Annotated in this window: 17 protein-coding genes; 10 read left to right on the top strand and 7 right to left on the bottom strand. The window is 66.8% G+C overall.

The window, feature by feature from the left end; genetic code table 11:
* The first annotated feature begins 144 nt into the window (after positions 1–144).
* The 6 genes from EPN51_RS00760 to EPN51_RS00735 all read left to right on the top strand — a co-directional run bounded on the left by EPN51_RS00760 (position 145) and on the right by EPN51_RS00735 (position 7,241).
* Positions 145–966, top strand: coding sequence for an enoyl-CoA hydratase-related protein (locus EPN51_RS00760; RefSeq protein ID WP_293034977.1), 822 nt, complete (start codon positions 145–147; stop codon positions 964–966).
* A 104-nt stretch (positions 967–1,070) separates the two neighbouring features.
* Positions 1,071–1,883 (top strand): enoyl-CoA hydratase/isomerase family protein, encoded by an 813-nt coding sequence (locus EPN51_RS00755; protein ID WP_293034975.1) that lies wholly within the window; start codon positions 1,071–1,073, stop codon positions 1,881–1,883.
* On the top strand, positions 1,874–2,680 hold the full coding sequence (locus EPN51_RS00750) for an enoyl-CoA hydratase/isomerase family protein (protein WP_293034973.1): 807 nt from the start codon (positions 1,874–1,876) through the stop codon (positions 2,678–2,680). The genes EPN51_RS00755 and EPN51_RS00750 overlap by 10 nt, the downstream gene beginning before the upstream one ends.
* Positions 2,680–4,149 carry an AMP-binding protein gene (locus EPN51_RS00745; RefSeq protein ID WP_293034971.1) on the top strand — a complete coding sequence of 490 codons (1,470 nt, stop codon included), beginning with the start codon at positions 2,680–2,682 and terminating at the stop codon, positions 4,147–4,149. The genes EPN51_RS00750 and EPN51_RS00745 overlap by 1 nt, the downstream gene beginning before the upstream one ends.
* Positions 4,139–5,710, top strand: a complete 1,572-nt coding sequence (locus tag EPN51_RS00740; protein WP_293034969.1) for a class I adenylate-forming enzyme family protein — start codon at positions 4,139–4,141, stop codon at positions 5,708–5,710. The genes EPN51_RS00745 and EPN51_RS00740 overlap by 11 nt, the downstream gene beginning before the upstream one ends.
* A complete protein-coding gene (locus EPN51_RS00735) occupies positions 5,703–7,241 on the top strand; it encodes a class I adenylate-forming enzyme family protein (RefSeq protein WP_293034967.1) in 1,539 nt (512 codons plus the stop codon). The genes EPN51_RS00740 and EPN51_RS00735 overlap by 8 nt, the downstream gene beginning before the upstream one ends.
* Here the strand turns inward: EPN51_RS00735 and EPN51_RS00730 are convergent.
* Complete coding sequence (locus EPN51_RS00730) at positions 7,234–7,950, bottom strand: TetR/AcrR family transcriptional regulator (protein ID WP_293034965.1); 717 nt, start codon at positions 7,948–7,950, stop codon at positions 7,234–7,236. The two genes, EPN51_RS00735 and EPN51_RS00730, sit on opposite strands and share 8 nt — an antisense overlap.
* A gap of 90 nt (positions 7,951–8,040) precedes the next feature.
* Here EPN51_RS00730 and EPN51_RS00725 point away from each other — a divergent pair, with 90 nt between their 5' ends.
* Positions 8,041–9,453 carry an NAD(P)/FAD-dependent oxidoreductase gene (locus tag EPN51_RS00725; protein WP_293034963.1) on the top strand — a complete coding sequence of 471 codons (1,413 nt, stop codon included), beginning with the start codon at positions 8,041–8,043 and terminating at the stop codon, positions 9,451–9,453.
* Positions 9,454–9,489: 36 nt separating this feature from the next.
* Here EPN51_RS00725 and EPN51_RS00720 read toward each other — a convergent pair whose 3' ends face one another.
* From EPN51_RS00720 to fabG, 6 genes are all read right to left on the bottom strand, one after another.
* Positions 9,490–9,852, bottom strand: a complete 363-nt coding sequence (locus EPN51_RS00720; protein WP_293034961.1) for a hypothetical protein — start codon at positions 9,850–9,852, stop codon at positions 9,490–9,492.
* A 76-nt stretch (positions 9,853–9,928) separates the two neighbouring features.
* Complete coding sequence (locus tag EPN51_RS00715; protein WP_293034959.1) at positions 9,929–10,603, bottom strand: GntR family transcriptional regulator; 675 nt, start codon at positions 10,601–10,603, stop codon at positions 9,929–9,931.
* Positions 10,604–10,607: 4 nt separating this feature from the next.
* Positions 10,608–11,801, bottom strand: coding sequence for an acyl-CoA dehydrogenase family protein (locus EPN51_RS00710; RefSeq protein WP_293034957.1), 1,194 nt, complete (start codon positions 11,799–11,801; stop codon positions 10,608–10,610).
* Positions 11,802–11,818: 17 nt separating this feature from the next.
* Entirely contained in the window at positions 11,819–13,018 is a 1,200-nt protein-coding gene (locus EPN51_RS00705; RefSeq protein WP_293034955.1) for a CoA transferase, read from the bottom strand.
* Entirely contained in the window at positions 13,018–14,241 is a 1,224-nt protein-coding gene (locus EPN51_RS00700; RefSeq protein ID WP_293034953.1) for an acetyl-CoA C-acetyltransferase, read from the bottom strand. Before EPN51_RS00700 ends, EPN51_RS00705 begins: the two co-directional genes overlap by 1 nt.
* Positions 14,238–14,987, bottom strand: a complete 750-nt coding sequence (gene fabG, locus EPN51_RS00695; protein ID WP_293034951.1) for a 3-oxoacyl-ACP reductase FabG — start codon at positions 14,985–14,987, stop codon at positions 14,238–14,240. Before fabG ends, EPN51_RS00700 begins: the two co-directional genes overlap by 4 nt.
* Before the next feature lie 113 nt (positions 14,988–15,100).
* Here fabG and EPN51_RS00690 point away from each other — a divergent pair, with 113 nt between their 5' ends.
* From EPN51_RS00690 to EPN51_RS00680, 3 genes are read left to right on the top strand one after another with little or no spacing between them, the layout of a single operon-like run.
* On the top strand, positions 15,101–16,297 hold the full coding sequence (locus EPN51_RS00690) for an acyl-CoA dehydrogenase family protein (protein ID WP_293034949.1): 1,197 nt from the start codon (positions 15,101–15,103) through the stop codon (positions 16,295–16,297).
* Positions 16,294–17,115, top strand: a complete 822-nt coding sequence (locus EPN51_RS00685; protein ID WP_293034947.1) for a mycofactocin-coupled SDR family oxidoreductase — start codon at positions 16,294–16,296, stop codon at positions 17,113–17,115. Before EPN51_RS00690 ends, EPN51_RS00685 begins: the two co-directional genes overlap by 4 nt.
* A gap of 50 nt (positions 17,116–17,165) precedes the next feature.
* Complete coding sequence (locus EPN51_RS00680; protein ID WP_293034945.1) at positions 17,166–17,594, top strand: pyridoxamine 5'-phosphate oxidase family protein; 429 nt, start codon at positions 17,166–17,168, stop codon at positions 17,592–17,594.
* Positions 17,595–17,613: the final 19 nt, after the last annotated feature.

Raw genomic sequence — 17,613 nt, 5'->3', positions numbered from 1 at the left:
TCGCATCGTCGCCGGCGGGGGCCATGATTCTCTCTTTCACCCCGTAGTTTCGCAGGCAGCGTATCCTTGCTAACTTATACAGCGTATCAATCGTATTGCCTACTGTATGGGTAACCGTAACGGCGGAGAAAGGCCGGGTCGACGGTGAGTCAGGGGGCCGACGCGGCCGGAGCCGATGGTTCGGTGGCAGTGCACCGAGACGGTGCGGTCTTGCGGGTCACGCTCGATCGCCCATCCCGGCGTAACTCGTTGACGCAGTTGATGATCGGGACTCTAGTGGACTCGCTGACCGACGCCGCCTCGGACGATTCGCTACGTGCCGTACACATCCGGGGCGCCGGAGACGATTTCTGCGCGGGCGCCGACTGGGTGGCCGCCAACGATCCCGGCGGGCAACGGCCGCGCACCGGTGATCTGGTGCGCCGGATTCCGCACGCCGCCCACCGCGTGATCGAACTCGTCGCCGGCATTCAGCTGCCGGTGGTGTGTAGCGTGCGGGGGTGGGCCGTGGGATTCGGCTGCAATCTCGCGCTGGCCGCTGACTTCACCGTGGCCGCCGACGATGCGGTGTTCTGGGAACCGTTCATCGATCGTGGATTCAGCCCGGACTCGGGATCCACCTGGCTGCTGCCCCGGCTCGTCGGCCTGGCGCGGGCCCGGCGAATGCTGCTGCTCGGCGCGAAGGTGGGCGGACACGACGCGGCCGACTGGGGACTGATTCACCAGGCGGTCAGCGGCCCCGAACTCGACCGCGCCGCCGAGGAGTTGGTGGGCCGGCTGGCCTCCGGCCCCACGGCAGCGATCGGGCTGGCCAAGCAGGCCCTGAACTTCGGCCAGCACGCAACGCTGAACCAATCGCTGAACCAGGAGTTGTTCAACCTGGAGTTGTCTTGCCGAACAGGCGATTTCAAGGAGGGCCTGGAGGCCTTCCGGCAGCGACGGGATCCGGATTTTCGTGGACGCTAGCTCCTGGGCGCCGAGTGTGGGCGCTACGCACCGGAATTGCCTCAACTCCGTCCATAGCCCCCACGCTCGTGGGCCGCACCGGGCGCCATACGAAGGGATGATCGATGCCCACTGATTCGTTCGACACGATCAAGTACGAGGTCGACGGGCGCACCGCGACGATCACGCTGAACCGCCCGGACGCCCTCAACGCGCTCAGCCCGCACATGATCAGCGAGCTTCGGGCCGCCTACGACGAGGCCGAAAACGACGACAGCGTCTGGCTGACCATCGTCACCGGCACCGGCCGCGCGTTCTGCACCGGCGCCGACGTCAAGGAAATTCCCGAGGACGGCAAGGTGATCTACGAGCGGCCGTACCTGTCGACCTACGACCAATGGGAGGCACCGCAGGAGGGGACGCCGCCGTTTCGCAGCACGGCCAAGCCGGTGCTGACCGCTGTGAACGGAATCTGCTGTGGCGCCGGCATGGATTGGGTCACCACGACAGACATCGTCATCGCGTCCGAGCAGGCGACATTTTTCGATCCGCACGTCAGCATCGGGCTGGTGGCGGGCCGCGAGCTGGTGCGGGTGTCCCGGGTGTTGCCCCGCTCGGTCGCGCTGCGGATGGCGTTGATGGGCAAGCACGAGCGGATGAGCGCCGAGCGCGCCTACGAGCTGGGCCTGATCAGTGAAGTCGTCGAGCACGACCGCCTGCTGGACCGCGCCCACGAGATCGCCGACATCGTCAATTCCAATGCGCCACTGGCTGTCCGGGGCACCAGGCTGGCCATCCTCAAGGGCCTGAATGTGCCGCTGCACGAGGCGGAGATTCTCGCCGAGACGTTCCGCGAGCGGGTGCTGCGAACCGAGGACGCGGCCGAGGGCCCCCGGGCGTTCGTGGAAAAGCGCAAACCGAATTGGCAGTGCCGGTGAGCAAGCCGATGAAGTTCGAGACCATCCTGCTCGAGGTCGACGCCGCCGACCACGTCGCCACCATCACGCTGAATCGGCCCGAGCGGTTGAACGCGTTCAACCGCATCATGTGTGAGGAGATGGCCCGCGCCTGGCGGGTCGTCAAACTCGACGAGTCGGTGCACGCGGTGGTGCTGCGGGCCGCCGGCGACCGGGCGTTCAGCGCCGGGCTGGACATCAAGGAGTCCTACGGACAACCCGAAAACGTCTGGAACCACGAAGATCCCGGCGAAGCCCTGAGCCCCAAATGGCAGAAGATGTGGAAGCCGGTGGTCTGCGCGGTCCAGGGCATGTGCACGGCCGGCGCGTTCTACCTCGTCAACGAATCCGACGTGGTCATCTGTTCGGACGACGCCACGTTTTTCGACTCCCACGTGTCGGCCGGCCTGGTCTGTGCGCTGGAACCGATCGGCCTGATGCGGCGCGTCGGCCTCGGGGACACGCTGCGCATCGCGCTGATGGGCAACGACGAGCGGGTCAGCGCCGACACCGCGCTGCGGATCGGATTGGTCTCGGAGGTCGTCTCTTCCGAGCAGCTCTGGAATCGTGCCCATGAGATCGCGGCGACCATCGCCGCCAAGCCGCCGACGGCGACTCAGGGCACGGTGAAGGCGATTTGGGAATCGCTGGACAAGCCGTACCGCGCGGCGCTGGAACAGGGCCTGATCTACACCCGGCTGGGAAATCCGCTGGGCACCGCGGAACTGGCCGCGCAGCAGGGCCCCGGCGGCGCCAAACGCACACCGACGATCCGCTGATGACGCAACATCCACTCATCCAGCGCATCGCCGATGTGCTCGAGCTACAGCCGGACGCGCACGCCATCGAGTATGGCGGCCAATGGGTCTCGTGGGCTCGGGTCAACGCCCTGGCTCGGCGAGTGGCCGGGCTGGCCGCCGGCACCGAAGTCGGGATGCTGCTGCGCAACCGGCCGGGGCACGTGGCGGCCTTTCTGGGCGTGCTGCTGGGCGGTGGAACCGTGGTGGTCGTCAACCCGTCTCGAGGCGACGAGCGCACCAAGGCCGACATCGCGCGGCTACAGCTTCCCCTGGTCGTGGGCGAGCGCGACGACCTGACGGCGCTGGTGACCGCGGGCACCCCGACCGCCGCGATCTCGGGCCTGCTTGACGATGTCGACGTGTCTGGGCGACCCAGTACCGCGCCGGCTCCGCCGACCGATATCGCGGTGCGCATGTTGACCAGTGGCACGACGGGCCCGCCCAAGCGAATCGACCTGAGCTACGACATGCTGGCGCGCAGTGTGATGGGCGCCGAACCCGATCGCGCACCGGCGCCCACCGGGCTGCGGCGCGGCGTCGCGATCGTGAACTCACCGCTGGTGCATATCGGTGGCGTATTCCGTGTGCTGCACTGCGTCGCCGAGGCCAGATCGTTCGTGCTGCTGGAACGATTCGAGCTCAACGCCTGGGCCGAGGCGGTGCGCAAGCACCGGCCCCGCGCGGTATCGCTGGTACCGGCGGCCCTGCGCACCGTCTTGCACTCCGATGTGCCGCGCGCCGACCTGGACAGTGTCCGGGCCGTCACCTGCGGCACGGCGCCGCTGTCTGCCGACGACGCCGACGCTTTCACCGAGAAGTACGGCATCCCGGTACTAACCTCTTATGCCGCAACCGAATTCGGCGGCGGAGTGGCGGGCTGGACCCTTCCCGACTATCAGCGGTACTGGGAAACCAAACGGGGCAGCGTCGGCCGGGCCAATCCGGGCGCACAGCTGCGGGTGGTCGCCGACGACGGAACACCGCTAGGCCCGGACGCCGTCGGCCTGCTGGAGGTCAAGACGGGGCAGCTGGGCCCGGCCGCGCAATGGATGCGAACCACGGATATGGCGCGCATCGACGCCGACGGCTTCCTCTGGATCGTCGGTCGCGCCGATCAGGCGATCATCCGCGGCGGGTTCAAGGTGATGCCCGACGACGTTCGCGCCTCGCTGGAGAGCCACCCCGCGGTGGCGGGCGCGGCGGTGGTCGCCCGGCCCGACGAGCGGCTCGGCGAGACGCCGGTCGCCATGGTCGAACTGCGCGAGCCGTCTGCTGTCGACACCGCTGCGCTGGTGGAGTATCTGCGAGAGCGCCTGGCGCGCTACGAGATTCCCACCGAGATCGCGATCGTCGACGCCATTCCGCGAACACCGTCGGGCAAAGCCGATCTCGGCGCGATCCAGGACTACTTCCGCGAGCCCGCGGCCCTGCGCAACCATGCGTTCTGATTCTTTGACGGTCGCCGCGACGTTGCGACATCAAGCCCGTCTGCGCGGGGATCACCCGCTTCTGGTCTGCGACGATGACCGCATCGGATACGGCGAAGCCGATCGCCGCTCGGCGGAACTCGCCGGCGGTCTGATTACCCTCGGCGCCGGCAAGGGAACCCATGTCGGGCTGCTCTATCCGAATGGACCCGACTTCGTCGTCGGGATGTTGGCGGCCGCGCGCATCGGTGCCGTGCTGGTTCCGTTCTCCACTTTCGTCACCGCCCGCGAACTGCGCGAGCAGCTGGTCGACAGCGACGTCGAAATTCTGCTGGCCGCACCGTCTTTTCGCTCGCACGACTATGTACAGCGGCTGTCCGAGGTTCTTCCGGAGGCCGATTTCGCTTCCGGTGAACGGTTGTTGTGTGCGGCAGCGCCGCAATTGCGCCGCGTGGCGTTCACTCGCGAAACGGTGTGCGCGCCGGCCGGCACCATCGATCCGGCGGTGCTGCGGGCGATGGAAGACGATGTCTGCGACTGCGATCCGCTGGCGATCGTCTACACGTCCGGATCGACCAGCGCGCCCAAAGGGGTGGTGCACACGCACGGCGCGCTGCTCGGGCATCAACAGAACCTCAACGCGATCCGGGGATTGACCGCTTCGGACAAGCTGTTCTGCAATTCACCGTTCTTCTGGATCGGCGGGTTCGCGTTCGGCCTGCTCGCCACCTTGGTGGCCGGATCGACCCTGGTGTGCTCCAACGCCACCTCCGATACCGACGGAGCCGGGGCCACCCTGGACCTGCTGGAGGCCGAAAAGCCGACCATGACCAACGGGTTCGCGGCCGGGGTCGCTCACCTGGCCGACCACCCGAGCTACGCCGAGCGCGATCTGTCGTCGATGCGGCGCGGCAACCTCTACCCGATCATGTCCCCCGACACCCGGCCGGCCGATCCGGAGCTGCGGCACAACATGCTCGGAATGACCGAGGCCGGTGGCGTCGTGCTGATCGACCAGGACGAATCCGACCAACCCGAAACGCGGCGGGGATCATTCGGCAAGCCCGCCCCCGGATTCGAGACGATGCTCACCGACCCCGACACCGGGCAAAGCGTTGCCGTCGGCGAGGTCGGCGAACTGTGTGTCCGCGGGCCTTACGTGATGCAGGGCTATTACAAACGCAGTCGCGAGGACTGCTTCGACACCGACGGCTGGTTCCACACAGGTGATTTGGTGCGCAAAGATGCCGACGGATTCGTCTATTTCGTGGGCCGGCTGAGCACGATGATCAAAACGGCGGGAGCCAACGTATCAGCGGCCGAGGTGGAGAAGGCCATCGCCCGGGTCATCGGCGCGGAGGCTCACGTCGTGGGCGTCCCCGACACCCATCGAGGAGAGCTGGTTGCCGCGGTGGTCGTCCAACCGGATTTCGACGAAGCCACGCTGCGTGAACGGCTCAAAGGGGAGCTGTCGTCGTACAAGATTCCCAAGCGGTTCGTCGCCCTTGCGCGCGCCGACGTACCACTGCTGTCCAGCGGCAAGGTCGACAGGCAGCGACTGACAAGGCTCTTCGATGCCTAGCACCATCGATCAACTGGTGAGGTTTCGGGCCGAGAACGACGCGGACACACCGATGGTGATCGATCCCATCTCCCGGGTCAGCTACCGCGAACTCGACTCGACCACACGTGAATTGGCTGCGGCATTCGTCGAGGCCGGCGTGGGCAAGGGCACTCGGGTGGGACTGATCATGCCCAACGGCACCCGCTGGGTACAGGTCGCCATCGCGCTGACCCGCATCGGCGCCGTTCTGGTTCCGCTGAGCACGCTGCTGCAAGCCGGCGAGCTTGTCGCGCAGCTGCGCGTCGCCGCCGTCCAGTTCCTGGTGAGCGTCGAGGAATTCCGCGGCCATCGCTATCTCGACGACCTCCATACGGTGCCGCGATCCGAACGGCCGGCGTTACAACAGCTTTGGTCGATCGGCCAGCTCGACAACGCCCCGGTGAGCGACGGGGCCCGGCAGATCATCGACGCCATGACCGAAACAGTCACCCCCGCCGACCCGCTGGTCATCATGTTCACGTCGGGTAGTAGCGGATCGCCCAAGGGGGTCCTGCACTCGCACGGCAACGCGCTGGGCGCGGTGCAGTCGGGGCTGGCGGCGCGGTGCATCACCGCCGGAACCCGCCTGTATCTGCCGATGCCGTTCTTCTGGGTGGGCGGGTTCGGCAGCGGAATCCTGTCCGTTCTGTTGGCCGGCGCCACCCTGGTGACCGAAGAAATCCCCCGCCCCGAAACCACCCTGCGCCTACTGGAGCGTGAGCGTGTCACGCTGTTTCGGGGCTGGCCCGATCAGGCCGAAGCACTGGCGCGGCACGCCAGCTCGGTCGGCGTGGATCTCTCGGCGCTGCGACCGGGAAGCCTGGAAGCGCTGCTGGCGCCCGAGCAGCGGGCTCAGCCCGGTGCTCGGGCGGCGCTGTTCGGCATGACCGAGGCGTTCGGGCCGTACTGCGGCTACCCCGCCGACACGGACTTGCCCGCCACGGCGTGGGGCAGCTGCGGAAAGCCGTTTGGGGGCATGGAAGTCCGTATCGTCGACCCCGAAAACGGTGAGCCTGTCGCAGCGGGAACCGCCGGCATGATCCAGATCCGCGGACCGCACACGCTGCGAGGCATCTGCGGTCGCAGCCGCGAAGAGCTGTTCACCGCCGACGGCTTTTACCCCACCGGTGACCTCGGACATCTCGACGAGAATGGGTTCCTGTTCTACCACGGCCGATCCGACGACATGTTCAAAGTCAGCGGTGCGACCGTCTACCCCGGCGAGGTCGAGCGCGCACTGCGCAGCATCGACGGCGTCAACAATGCCTTTGTCACCAATGTGCCGGGCACCGCGGGCGAACGGGTCGGCGCGGCGGTGGTGTGCGGAGACGCGCTGACCGCCGAGCAGCTTCACGCGTCGGCCCGAAAGCTGCTGAGCGCCTTCAAGATACCCACGGTGTGGCTGCTGTTGAGCTCCGACGACGATGTTCCGCGCGGCGGCACCGGGAAGGTCGACATTCGCCGGCTCCGGGAGATATTGGCCGACGCCGGCGCCCACGGTGTCACCTGATCCGGGGCAACGGGACGCGGTCACCGACTTCGCCGTTGTCGTCGCGCAGTGCCGAACTGGCCAGTCCCTCCCGAAGCAACCAGCGGGCCAGTTCTAGCGTTTCGGCGATCTCCGACTCCGAGAGCCGAATCCCCTCGGGCTGCAGGCGCAGGGCGATCACGCCGTTCCATGCCCCCCATAGAAATCTGGTGAGGCGAATCGAATCGACCGGCCGTGCCTCCCCCGCCGCGATCGCGTCGTCGATCTGCCCCGCGAACCGGCGGAGCAGTTCCCCCACCCGATCGCCGATCTTCGCCTCGGGTCCGTCGTCGCCGGAAAGTGGTGCCGTACCCGGATTCCGGTAGGCCAGAAAGTGGAAGGCGCCCGGATGGTCCACGTGGAACCGAAGGTATGCGTCACCGCCGGCCAGGACGCGCTGCAACGGCGTCATCGTCGGGTCAGCACTGCGCGTCATGTACTCGGTGAATAGCTCCAGCGATCGATCGACCAGATGCAGGTAGACACCGCGCTTGTTGTCGAAATGGGTGTAGATCGTCCCGACCGACACGTCGGCGGCGGCAGCGATCGCCTCGATGCGGGCCCCGTCAAAGCCTTCGCGGCTGAACACCTCCTCGGCAGCGTCCAAGATCGCGGCACGGGTTCGGGCCCGTCTGCGTTCGGCGCGCGCCGCCGCGCCGTGGGTCCTTGCGGAAGTGCTGCCACCGGGCACGCGCCAAGGATAGGTCAGCGAGTAGATCAGAAGTTAATTCAGAAAATGAACGCTCTTGTAATATGAGCTCCCACCTGGCATTCTCCCCCTATGCACGAACGCACGGACGTCGTCATCGTCGGGAGCCGCTGCTCGGGGACCGCCGCCGCCATCGCTTTCGCGCAACGGGGCCGCGACGTCATCGCGCTCGACGGCGCATCGTTCCCGTCGGACACGCTCTCGACGCATCTCTTCTTCCCGCATCACTGGGCCGAACTGGAACTCCTGGGTGCCCGCGATCGTGTGCTGCGACTCGGCGCGCCGCTGCACACGCGCGCCGGCCTCGGGGCCCCGGGCGTGGACGTCGTCGGCGCGTTCGACACCTACCGGGGCCAGACTTCCGGGAGTTGTGTCCGCCGCCCCGGGTTGGATCTCGCGCTGGTGGAGACCGCTCGTGCGACCGGAGCCGACATCCGCGAACGCACCCGGGTGATCGATCTGCTGCGCGACCCGGCCGGTCGTGTCACCGGCGTCCGATACCGCGGACGCGACGGCTCCGAGGGCACCATCACCGCAAAGCTGGTCGTCGGCGCGGATGGCCGCCGCTCCACGGTGGCCCGCCTGGTCGGCACCACCGAGCACCACCGCTGGGAGAACCAGCGAATGATGGCCTACGCCTATTACGAGGACGGCCGTGAGGATCTGCGCAACCTGGCGATGCAATGGCGCTACGGCGACGATCTCGTCACGGTATTTCCTTGTGATGGAGGACAATCGGTGGCGCTGTTGATGCCGCCCGTGGCGCGCGGCGACGAGTTCCGCAACGATTCCGAGGCCGCGTTCCTCGACGCGATTCGGCGGGTTCCACCGTTTGCCGACCGGTTGCGCGGCTGCACCCGCGTCGGCAAGGTCCGGGTCTCCTATTCACACCCGTCGTACTTCCGGCATTCACAGGGACCGGGCTGGGCGCTGCCGGGAGACGCCGGCCACTTCAAAGATCCGGTGACCGCACAGGGCATCCGGGACGCGTTGCGCTTCGGCCGGCTGTTGGGCGAGACGGTGGCGCCCCACCTTGACGATCCCGCTGCACTCGACCCGGCACTGGCTGCGTGGGAGAAGGACCGCGACAAACAGTGCCTGCCGATGTACCAGTGGGCGAATCAGCTCGGCCGCGACGACGCGGTGTCCCCGATCGAGGACGCGGCCTATCGGTGGTTCGCCGCCCAGCCGGGCGGCGCAACGCAGTTGCTGGATGTGTTCTCCCGAAACCGCCCGGCGACAGACGTTTTCACAGCAAGCCGGTTGATCCGCTGGACCTTGGCGGCCGCACGTAACCCCGAGGTCGACCGCGGGATCCTCTGGCGCACCGTTCGCAGAGACGTGCGGCGCGAAGTGGACCGCATGATCGAACAGCGGCTGTTCAACCGCCGCCGGGCCGCGTCAGCCCGGAATTTTCGTGCGTGCTCAAAGAACGGGAAATCCACCGACCGTTCTGCCGCCTCGTGGGAAATCCAGCCGGCCTGAAGCGCATTCGGGCCGGCCGGACGCCGATAGCGCGCTTTAGGGGACCCGCGTCCAGGGTTGACAGTTCTGCGACTCGAAGGCCTTGACCGCGGAATTGATGTTCGCGTACATCGGACCGATAGAGGTATTCGTCTGGAGCACATGGTCCTTGTTCGCATCGGGCGTGCTGTAGGTGAACCACGAACACATCGAGTCCTGGGTTGGCACATTGTTTATCCAAACCCCAAAGGCCGAACCCGAACCGCCCGTGTGGTACAGGCCCGGTGCGATATCAGGCCCCACGACAAAAACACCGTTGCCGGGGATCGGGTCGACCGGGTCAGCGAGCGCCGGCGGTGTCAGGGCGATGGCGATCGCAGTCGCAACGAATAGGGCCGATGCGCGAAGCGATGCGGGCATCTTGTTCTCTCCGTTCGTTGCCCACCCTGATCGCAGCGTATGCCCAGCCCGGCTGTGCGACAAGAGATGGTGGCAGCTACTCGTCCACCACCACACCGCGCGCGATCAGGTGATCGATCAACGGGACCGCGCCGGCGGCGAGATGCTCCGACATCGCCGCGCGCGCCAGCTTGTCGTCACGCTTTTTGAGCGCGGACAGGATTCGCCGATGGTCCCTCATCGACTGCTCGGGCCAGCCCTCGATCGCAGGAAACACCGATTCGGGCGCATACCGGGTGATTTGCGACATCAGCTGCGCCAGCTTCGGCGAATCGGCGGCAATGTTGATGGCCCGGTGAAATTCGTGGTTCAGGCCAACGGTGTGCTCGTGTTCATCACCGGCGTAGGCATTCTCCAACTGCGCCTGGATCTCCTTGAGCTCGCGAAGTTGGTCGTCGGTGATGTTGACCGCGGCCCGCGCGGCCAGCTCACCGCCCACGTGCGCCTGCACATTGGCCACATCGGTGACATCGCGCCCGGTAACCGGCAACACCACGAAACCCCGGCGCGGCTGCTGGGCGATCAGGCCTTCGGCGCGCAGCGCGAACAGGGCCTCACGTACCGGTGTGACACTGATACCGAGTTCCGCGGCCAGCTGATCCAACCGAACATACGAGCCGGCGGCATAGGTGCCGTCGAATATCCGGCTGCGGATCAAGCGCGCCACATCCTCGGAAAGTTGAGGCCGCGCAGCGAAATCCGGAACGCTCATCGTTTCACACCCGATATTCGGCGAGCAGCCGCTTGCTGATGATGTTCTTCTGGATTTCGCTGGTCCCCTCACCGATCAGCAGGAACGGCGCGTCACGCATCAGCCGTTCGATCTCGTACTCCTTGGAATAGCCGTAGCCGCCGTGGATCCGGAAGCTCTGCTGAGTGACCTCGGCACAATACTCGCTGCACAGGTACTTGGCCATCCCGGCGGCGACGTCGTTGCGCTCCCCCGAGTCCTTCAGCCGCGCCGCATTCACCATCATCAGGTGTGCCGCTTCGACTTTGGTCGCCATCTCGGCCAGCTGGAAGGCGATGGCCTGATGCTCGGCGATCGGCTTGCCGAACGTCTCGCGTTGTTGCGCGTAGCGCACCGCGAGCTCGAAAGCGCGAATCCCGACCCCGCAAGCCCGCGCCGACACGTTGACCCGGCCGACCTCGATGCCGTCCATCATCTGGAAAAAGCCCTGCCCCGTTGTCCCGCCAAGAACGTCATCGGCACTGGCCTGGTAGCCGTCGAAAATCATCTCGGTGGTATCGATGCCCTTGTAGCCCAGCTTGTCGATCTTACCCGGAATACGCAGGCCTGCAACGACTTCCCCGAAGCCGACCGGCTTCTCGACGAGGAACGCGGTCAGGTTGCGGTGCGGCTTGTCCGAGCCCTCGGCCGTGCGTACCAGCACCGCCACCAGCGTCGAGGTGCCGCCGTTGGTCAGCCACATCTTCTGGCCATCGATGGTGTAGGTGCCATCCTCGTTGCGCCGGGCCCGGGTGCGGATCGCGGCGACGTCGGAGCCCAGCCCGGGCTCCGACATCGAGAAGGCGCCGCGCGTCTCGCCGGCTGCCATGCGGGGCAGGAAGCGTTGCTTCTGCTCGTCGGTGCCGTGCCGGCGCAGCATGTACGCCACGATGAAGTGGGTGTTGAGCACCCCGGACACGCTCATCCATCCGCGCGCAAGCTCTTCGACGCACAGGGCGTAGGTCAACAGCGATTCGCCCAGGCCGCCATACTCTTCGGGGATCATCAGCCCGAACAGGCCCATGTTGCGCATCTGGTCGACGATGGCCTGCGGGTAGGTGTCGGCGCGTTCCAGCTCGGCCGCGTTGGGGATGACTTCCTTCTCGACGAATTGCCGCACGGTGGCGATGATCTCGGTCTGGACTTCGGTCAGTCCCAGGGTCTGGGCAAGTTTGGTCATGGTTACCTTCCGGCTGCTCAGCGCTCGATGGTCTTCGCGTTCGTCAGGCGCTCGATGTCGGCGGCGGTCAGCCCCAAACGCGTAAGGACGTCGGCGGTGTCTTGTCCCAGGGCGGGCGCGGGCGAGGGGGCGGGATGCGCGCCGTCGATCGCGGCCGGCAGGCCGGCCGCGAAGTAGTCCCCGAGGCCCGGTTGCCGCAATCGCGAAAACAGCGGATTGTCAGTGACCTTCGGCCCGGCCGCGACCTCGGCGAAGGTGCGGTACCGCTCGAACAGCACCGTGGTGTTCGACAACGCGGCGGTGATCTCGTCGGCGCCGTGATCGGCGAACCAGGTGGCGAACAGGCCGGACAGCACGTCGCGGTATCGGTACCGGTCGCCCTCGGACCCGAAGTCGACCCCGAGCGCCTCGGCGACCGCCGATACCGCGGCATGCGTGCCCGTGACCTCGACCAGATCGCGAAAGTGTCGGTTGGTGAGGGCGACGACCATGAACCGGGCGCCGTCACGACTGGTGAAGTCCTGCCCGTACTGGCCGTAGATGGCGTTGCCCAGCCGTTCGCGTTGTGTCCCAGTGACTTGCGGCTCGGTGAGCAACCCCAGATTGGCGGCGGTGGCCAGCGCGACGTCCTCCAGCGCCAGGCTGATCTGGCTCCCCGCCCCGGACCGGTCACGGCGACGGACGGCGGTGACGACGGACAGCGCGGCGTACAGTCCGCAGCACACGTCCCAGGCCGGCAAAACGTGATTGATCGGACCGGCATGATCGGCCGGGCCCGTGACGAGCGGATAGCCAAGACCGGCGTTGACCGTGTAGTCCACCCCGGTGGAGCCGTCGCCGCGGCCGAGCAATTGGACATGGATGACGTCGGGACGCTTGGCCGCCAAGACATCGTGGCTCAGCCAGGACAGCCCGGCGGCGTTGGTGACGACGATACCGTCGCCCTCGACGATCAGCCGCTGGACCAGTGCCTGGCCGTCGGTGGAGCGCAGATCGATGGTGGCCGAACGTTTTCCCTTGTTCAGGCCGGTCCAATAGATCGAGGTACCGTCGGCCGCCAGCGGCCACCGTTGCACGTCGGAAGCACCACCGATCGGGTCGACCCGGATCACCTCTGCGCCAAGCTGACTCAGCGTCATGCCGCACAGGGGCGCAGCGACGAAGCTGGACACCTCGATGACGGTGAGGCCGTTCAGGGGCAACCCCGGATCGGCCATCACGATGCGACCCGCTCGAAGACGGCGGCAAGACCCTGGCCGCCGCCGATGCACATGGTCTCCAACCCGTAGCGCGCCTGCCGGCGACCCAGCTCGCGCGCCAGCGTGGCCAGCATCCGTCCGCCCGTTGCGCCGACCGGGTGGCCCAGCGAGATCCCCGAACCGTGCACATTGGTCCGCTCATGGTCGGCGGCCCCGAAATTCCATTCCCGCAGCACCGCAAGCGCTTGCGCGGCAAAGGCTTCGTTGAGCTCGATGAGGTCGATATCGGAGAGCTGTAAGCCCGCCCTGGACAGCGCCACCTCGGTCGCGGGCACCGGCCCGATGCCCATGATGTTGGGCGCGACCCCCGCCACCCCCCACGACACCAGGCGCACCAACGGCGTCAGGCCGTATTCGTCGGCTTTCTCCGGCGTGGTCACCACACACATCGAGGCCGCGTCATTCTGTCCGCTGGAGTTACCGGCCGTGACCGTTGCCTGCGGATCATCCTTCAGCAGAACGGGTTTGAGCTTGCCCAACGAATCCACCGACGTGTCCGCACGCGGGTGCTCATCAGTGTCGATGACGTCGTCACCCTGTCGGCCGGGAATGATCACCGGAACTATTTCCGAGGCCAGGACGCCGTCTTTCTGCGCGGCCACCGCACGCTGGTGCGACCGAACCGCGAGCTCGTCCTGCTCCTGGCGTGAAATGCCGTACTGGCGGCGCAAATTCTCGGCCGTTTCCAGCATGCCGCCGGGTACCGGGTAGTGCCGGCCGCCGGCCGTCGTGCGTCCCCGCGCCAGCCCGTCGTGCACCCGAACGCCGCCGCGGGCTCCGCCCCAGCGCATATCGGTGGAGTAGAAGGCGACGTTGCTCATGCTTTCGCAGCCCCCGGCGATGACCAGGTCGTGGTCGCCGTTGCCCACCTGCAGACACGCCTGGATCACCGCCTGCAGGCCCGAACCGCAACGCCGATCGACCTGCATGCCCGGAACCGTCACCGGCAGGCCGGAATCCAGCGCAACCACGCGCCCGATCGCCGGTGCATCGCTGTTGGGATAGCAGTGGCCCAGGATCACGTCCTGCACGGCGTCGGGCGCCAGCCCGGTTCGCTCGAGCAACCCTTTCAGGGCGGTGACACCCAGGTCGACGGCGGTCAGCGCCTTGAACATTCCGCCGTAGCGACCGATCGGAGTCCGCACCGGCTCACAGATGACGGCTTCACGGAGCGCACTCACAGGTGTCGGCCGCCGGTGATCTCCATGACGGTTCCGGTCATGTACGACGACAGGTCGGACGCCAGGAACAACGCCACGCTGGCGACCTCGCTGGGCTCACCGGCCCGGCCCATCGGCACCTCGGCGACCTTCGAATCCCAAATGCGCTGTGGCATGGCCTCTGTCATGGCGGAACGGATCAAGCCGGGGGCGATCGCGTTGACTCGCACACCCAAATAGGCCAGCTCTTTGGCGGCCGCCTTGGTCATGCCGACGATGCCGGCCTTGGCCGCCGAGTAGTTGGTCTGGCCGACCATGCCGACCTTCCCCGACACCGAGGACATGTTGATGATGGCGCCGCGCTTGTTTTCCCGCATGATGGCGGCGGCCAGCCGGGTGCCGTTCCAGGTCCCCTTCAGGTGTACGGAGATAACCTGATCGAATTGCTCCTCGGTCATCTTGCGCATCGTCGCGTCCCGGGTGATCCCCGCGTTGTTGACCATGATGTCCAGGCCGCCGAAACGCTCGACCGCGGTCTGGATCAGGGTCTCGACATCGGACGCCTGCGTGACATCGCAGCGGACCGCCACCGCGACGTCATCACCGCCCAACTGCTTGGCCGCCACCTGGGTTTCCTCGAGATTGACGTCGCCGAGCACAACTCGCGCTCCCTCGGCGACAAAGCGCTCCGCGATGGCCAGACCCAGTCCTTGCGCTCCACCCGTGATTACCGCGGTCTGACCTGTCAACAACGACACCTGGATCACACATCCTTCTCTATTATCGCCACCCACCGGGCGCCTCAAGGCAAATATCATATTTGATATAGGATTCTGCCCTGAACCGGGGTGCCCCGGATCGGGAGAGGAGCGTGGAGCCAATGGCCACCGCCGAGTTCGCCGAAGTCTCGGACGAAGACTTCCGCGAGATCCTCGCTCAGACAAGGCAATTCGTCCGCAGCGCGGTCGTCCCCCGCGAGCAGGAGATCCTCGACACCGATCGGGTCCCCGACGACCTGCGCGACGAAGCCAAGAGGATGGGCCTGTTCGGCTACGCGATCCCCCAGGAGTGGGGCGGACTCGGCCTCAACCTCATGCAGGACGTCGAGCTGGCGATGGAGCTGGGCTACACGTCACTGGCGCTGCGTTCGATGTTCGGCACCAACAACGGCATCGCCGGACAGGTTCTGGTCGGGTTCGGAACCGACGAACAGAAGTCGCGCTGGCTGTCGTCGATCGCATCCGGCGACGTCGTCGCCTCCTTCGCGTTGACCGAACCCGGCGCCGGATCGAACCCGGCCGGCCTGCGCACCAAAGCCGTTCGCGACGGCGACAATTGGGTGATCTCCGGTCAGAAGCGCTTCATCACCAACGCGCCCGTCGCCAACCTTTTCGTGGTATTCGCCCGCACCCGGCCGGCCGACGACAAGGGACCCGGGATCGCGGTCTTTTTGGTTCCGGCGGACACCGCCGGAGTGCAGGTCGGCGCCAAGGACGCCAAGATGGGTCAGGAAGGCGCATGGACCGCCGACGTCAGCTTCGATGACGTCCGGGCGGACAGCGGCGCGCTGATCGGCGGCAGCGAAGACATCGGTTATCGCGCGGCGATGACCTCGCTGGCTCGGGGGCGAGTGCACATCGCCGCCCTCGCCGTGGGCGCCGCCCAACGCGCGCTCGACGAATCCGTCGCGTATGCCGCCACCGCGACGCAGGGCGGGGCGCCGATCGGAAGCTTTCAGTTGGTGCAGGCGATGCTCGCCGACCAGCAGGCCGGGGTGCTGGCCGGCCGGGCGCTGGTGCGTGACGCGGCGCGGCTGTGGGTCACCGACCAGGACCGCAGGATCGCCCCGTCGGCGGCCAAGCTGTTCTGCACCGAAATGGCCGGCAACGTCGCGGATCTCGCGGTGCAGATACACGGCGGCAGCGGCTACATACGTGGCGTTCCGGTCGAACGCATCTACCGCGACGTGCGCCTGCTACGGCTCTACGAGGGCACCAGCGAGATTCAGCGCCTGATCATCGGATCGAACCTGGTCAAGGCGGCGGGGCGGGCCACCACAACGAAGGAGCGTCAATGAGCGGCAAGCTTGCCGGAAAAGTGGCATTCATTACCGGCGCGGCACGCGGCCAGGGCCGGGCGCACGCGGTGCGCATGGCCCGAGAAGGCGCCGACATCATCGCCGTCGACATCGCCGGCAAGCTTCCGTCCTGTGTTCCCTACGACCCGGCGAGCCCGGACGACCTGAGCGAAACCGTTCGCCTGGTTGAAGAAGCGAACCGCCGGATCATCGCCTCGGTCGTGGACACCCGCGACTTCGACGGCCTCCGAAAGGTCGTCGACGACGGCGTCGCCGCACTGGGGCGCCTGGACATCATCGTCGCCAACGCCGGGGTCGCCGCACCGCAGGCGTGGGACGACATCACGCCGGAAAACTTTCGCGACGTCATGGACATCAACGTGACCGGCACCTGGAACACCGTGATGGCCGGCGCGGACAAGATCATCGAAGGCGGCCGCGGCGGTTCCATCATCCTGATCAGTTCCGCCGCCGGTATGAAGATGCAGCCGTTCATGATTCACTACACCGCCAGCAAGCACGCCGTCACCGGGCTGGCGCGGGCCTTCGCCGCCGAGTTGGGTAAGCATTCGATCCGGGTGAACAGTGTTCATCCCGGACCGGTGAATACGCCGATGGGATCGGGCGACATGGTCACGGCGGTGGGCAAGACGATGGAAACCAACCCGCAGCTCTCCCACGTCCTCACGCCGTTCCTGCCGGACTGGGTGGCCGAGCCGGAGGAGATCGCCGATACCGTGTGCTGGCTGGCCAGCGACGAGTCGCGTAAGGTCACCGCCGCGCAGATCCCGGTCGATCAGGGCTCGACGCAGTACTAGGACCTGCCCGTCCGGGAATAGATCGTCGGGCATCCGCGCTTTCAGGCCACATGAAAGCCTTCACCGAAACCGAGCGTCAGGAGTTCCTGGCCGCCAAGCGCGTCGGCGTGCTGTCCGTCGCGGCCGCCGACGGCCGGCCGCCGGCCAGTGTCCCGATTTGGTACGACTACACCCCGGGCGGCAACATCCGGATCATGACCGGGCCGTCCAGTCGCAAGGCGCGGCTCATCGAGCGGTCCGGGGTGGTGACGCTGGTCGTCCAGCGCGAGGAGCCCCCGTATCAGTACGTCGTGGTCGAGGGCGCGGTGGTCGACACCACCAACCCGGCCCCGGCCGACGTGCAGGAAGCCATCGCCATTCGCTACCTCGGCGAGGAAGGCGGGCGGGCGTTCGTCCGCAGCATGGAAGGCGTCGAGGAGGCGCTGTTCACCATCCGGCCGGATCGCTGGCTGAGCGCCGACTTCACCGGCGACCTCTGAGCTCGGAGATCTACGCGCA

This window comes from Mycobacterium sp. (genome assembly GCF_004298145.1).
Lineage (GTDB): Bacteria > Actinomycetota > Actinomycetes > Mycobacteriales > Mycobacteriaceae > Mycobacterium.
The sequence above is the reverse complement of the archived record's forward strand: the minus strand, read 5'-3'. Positions and strand labels throughout refer to the sequence as shown.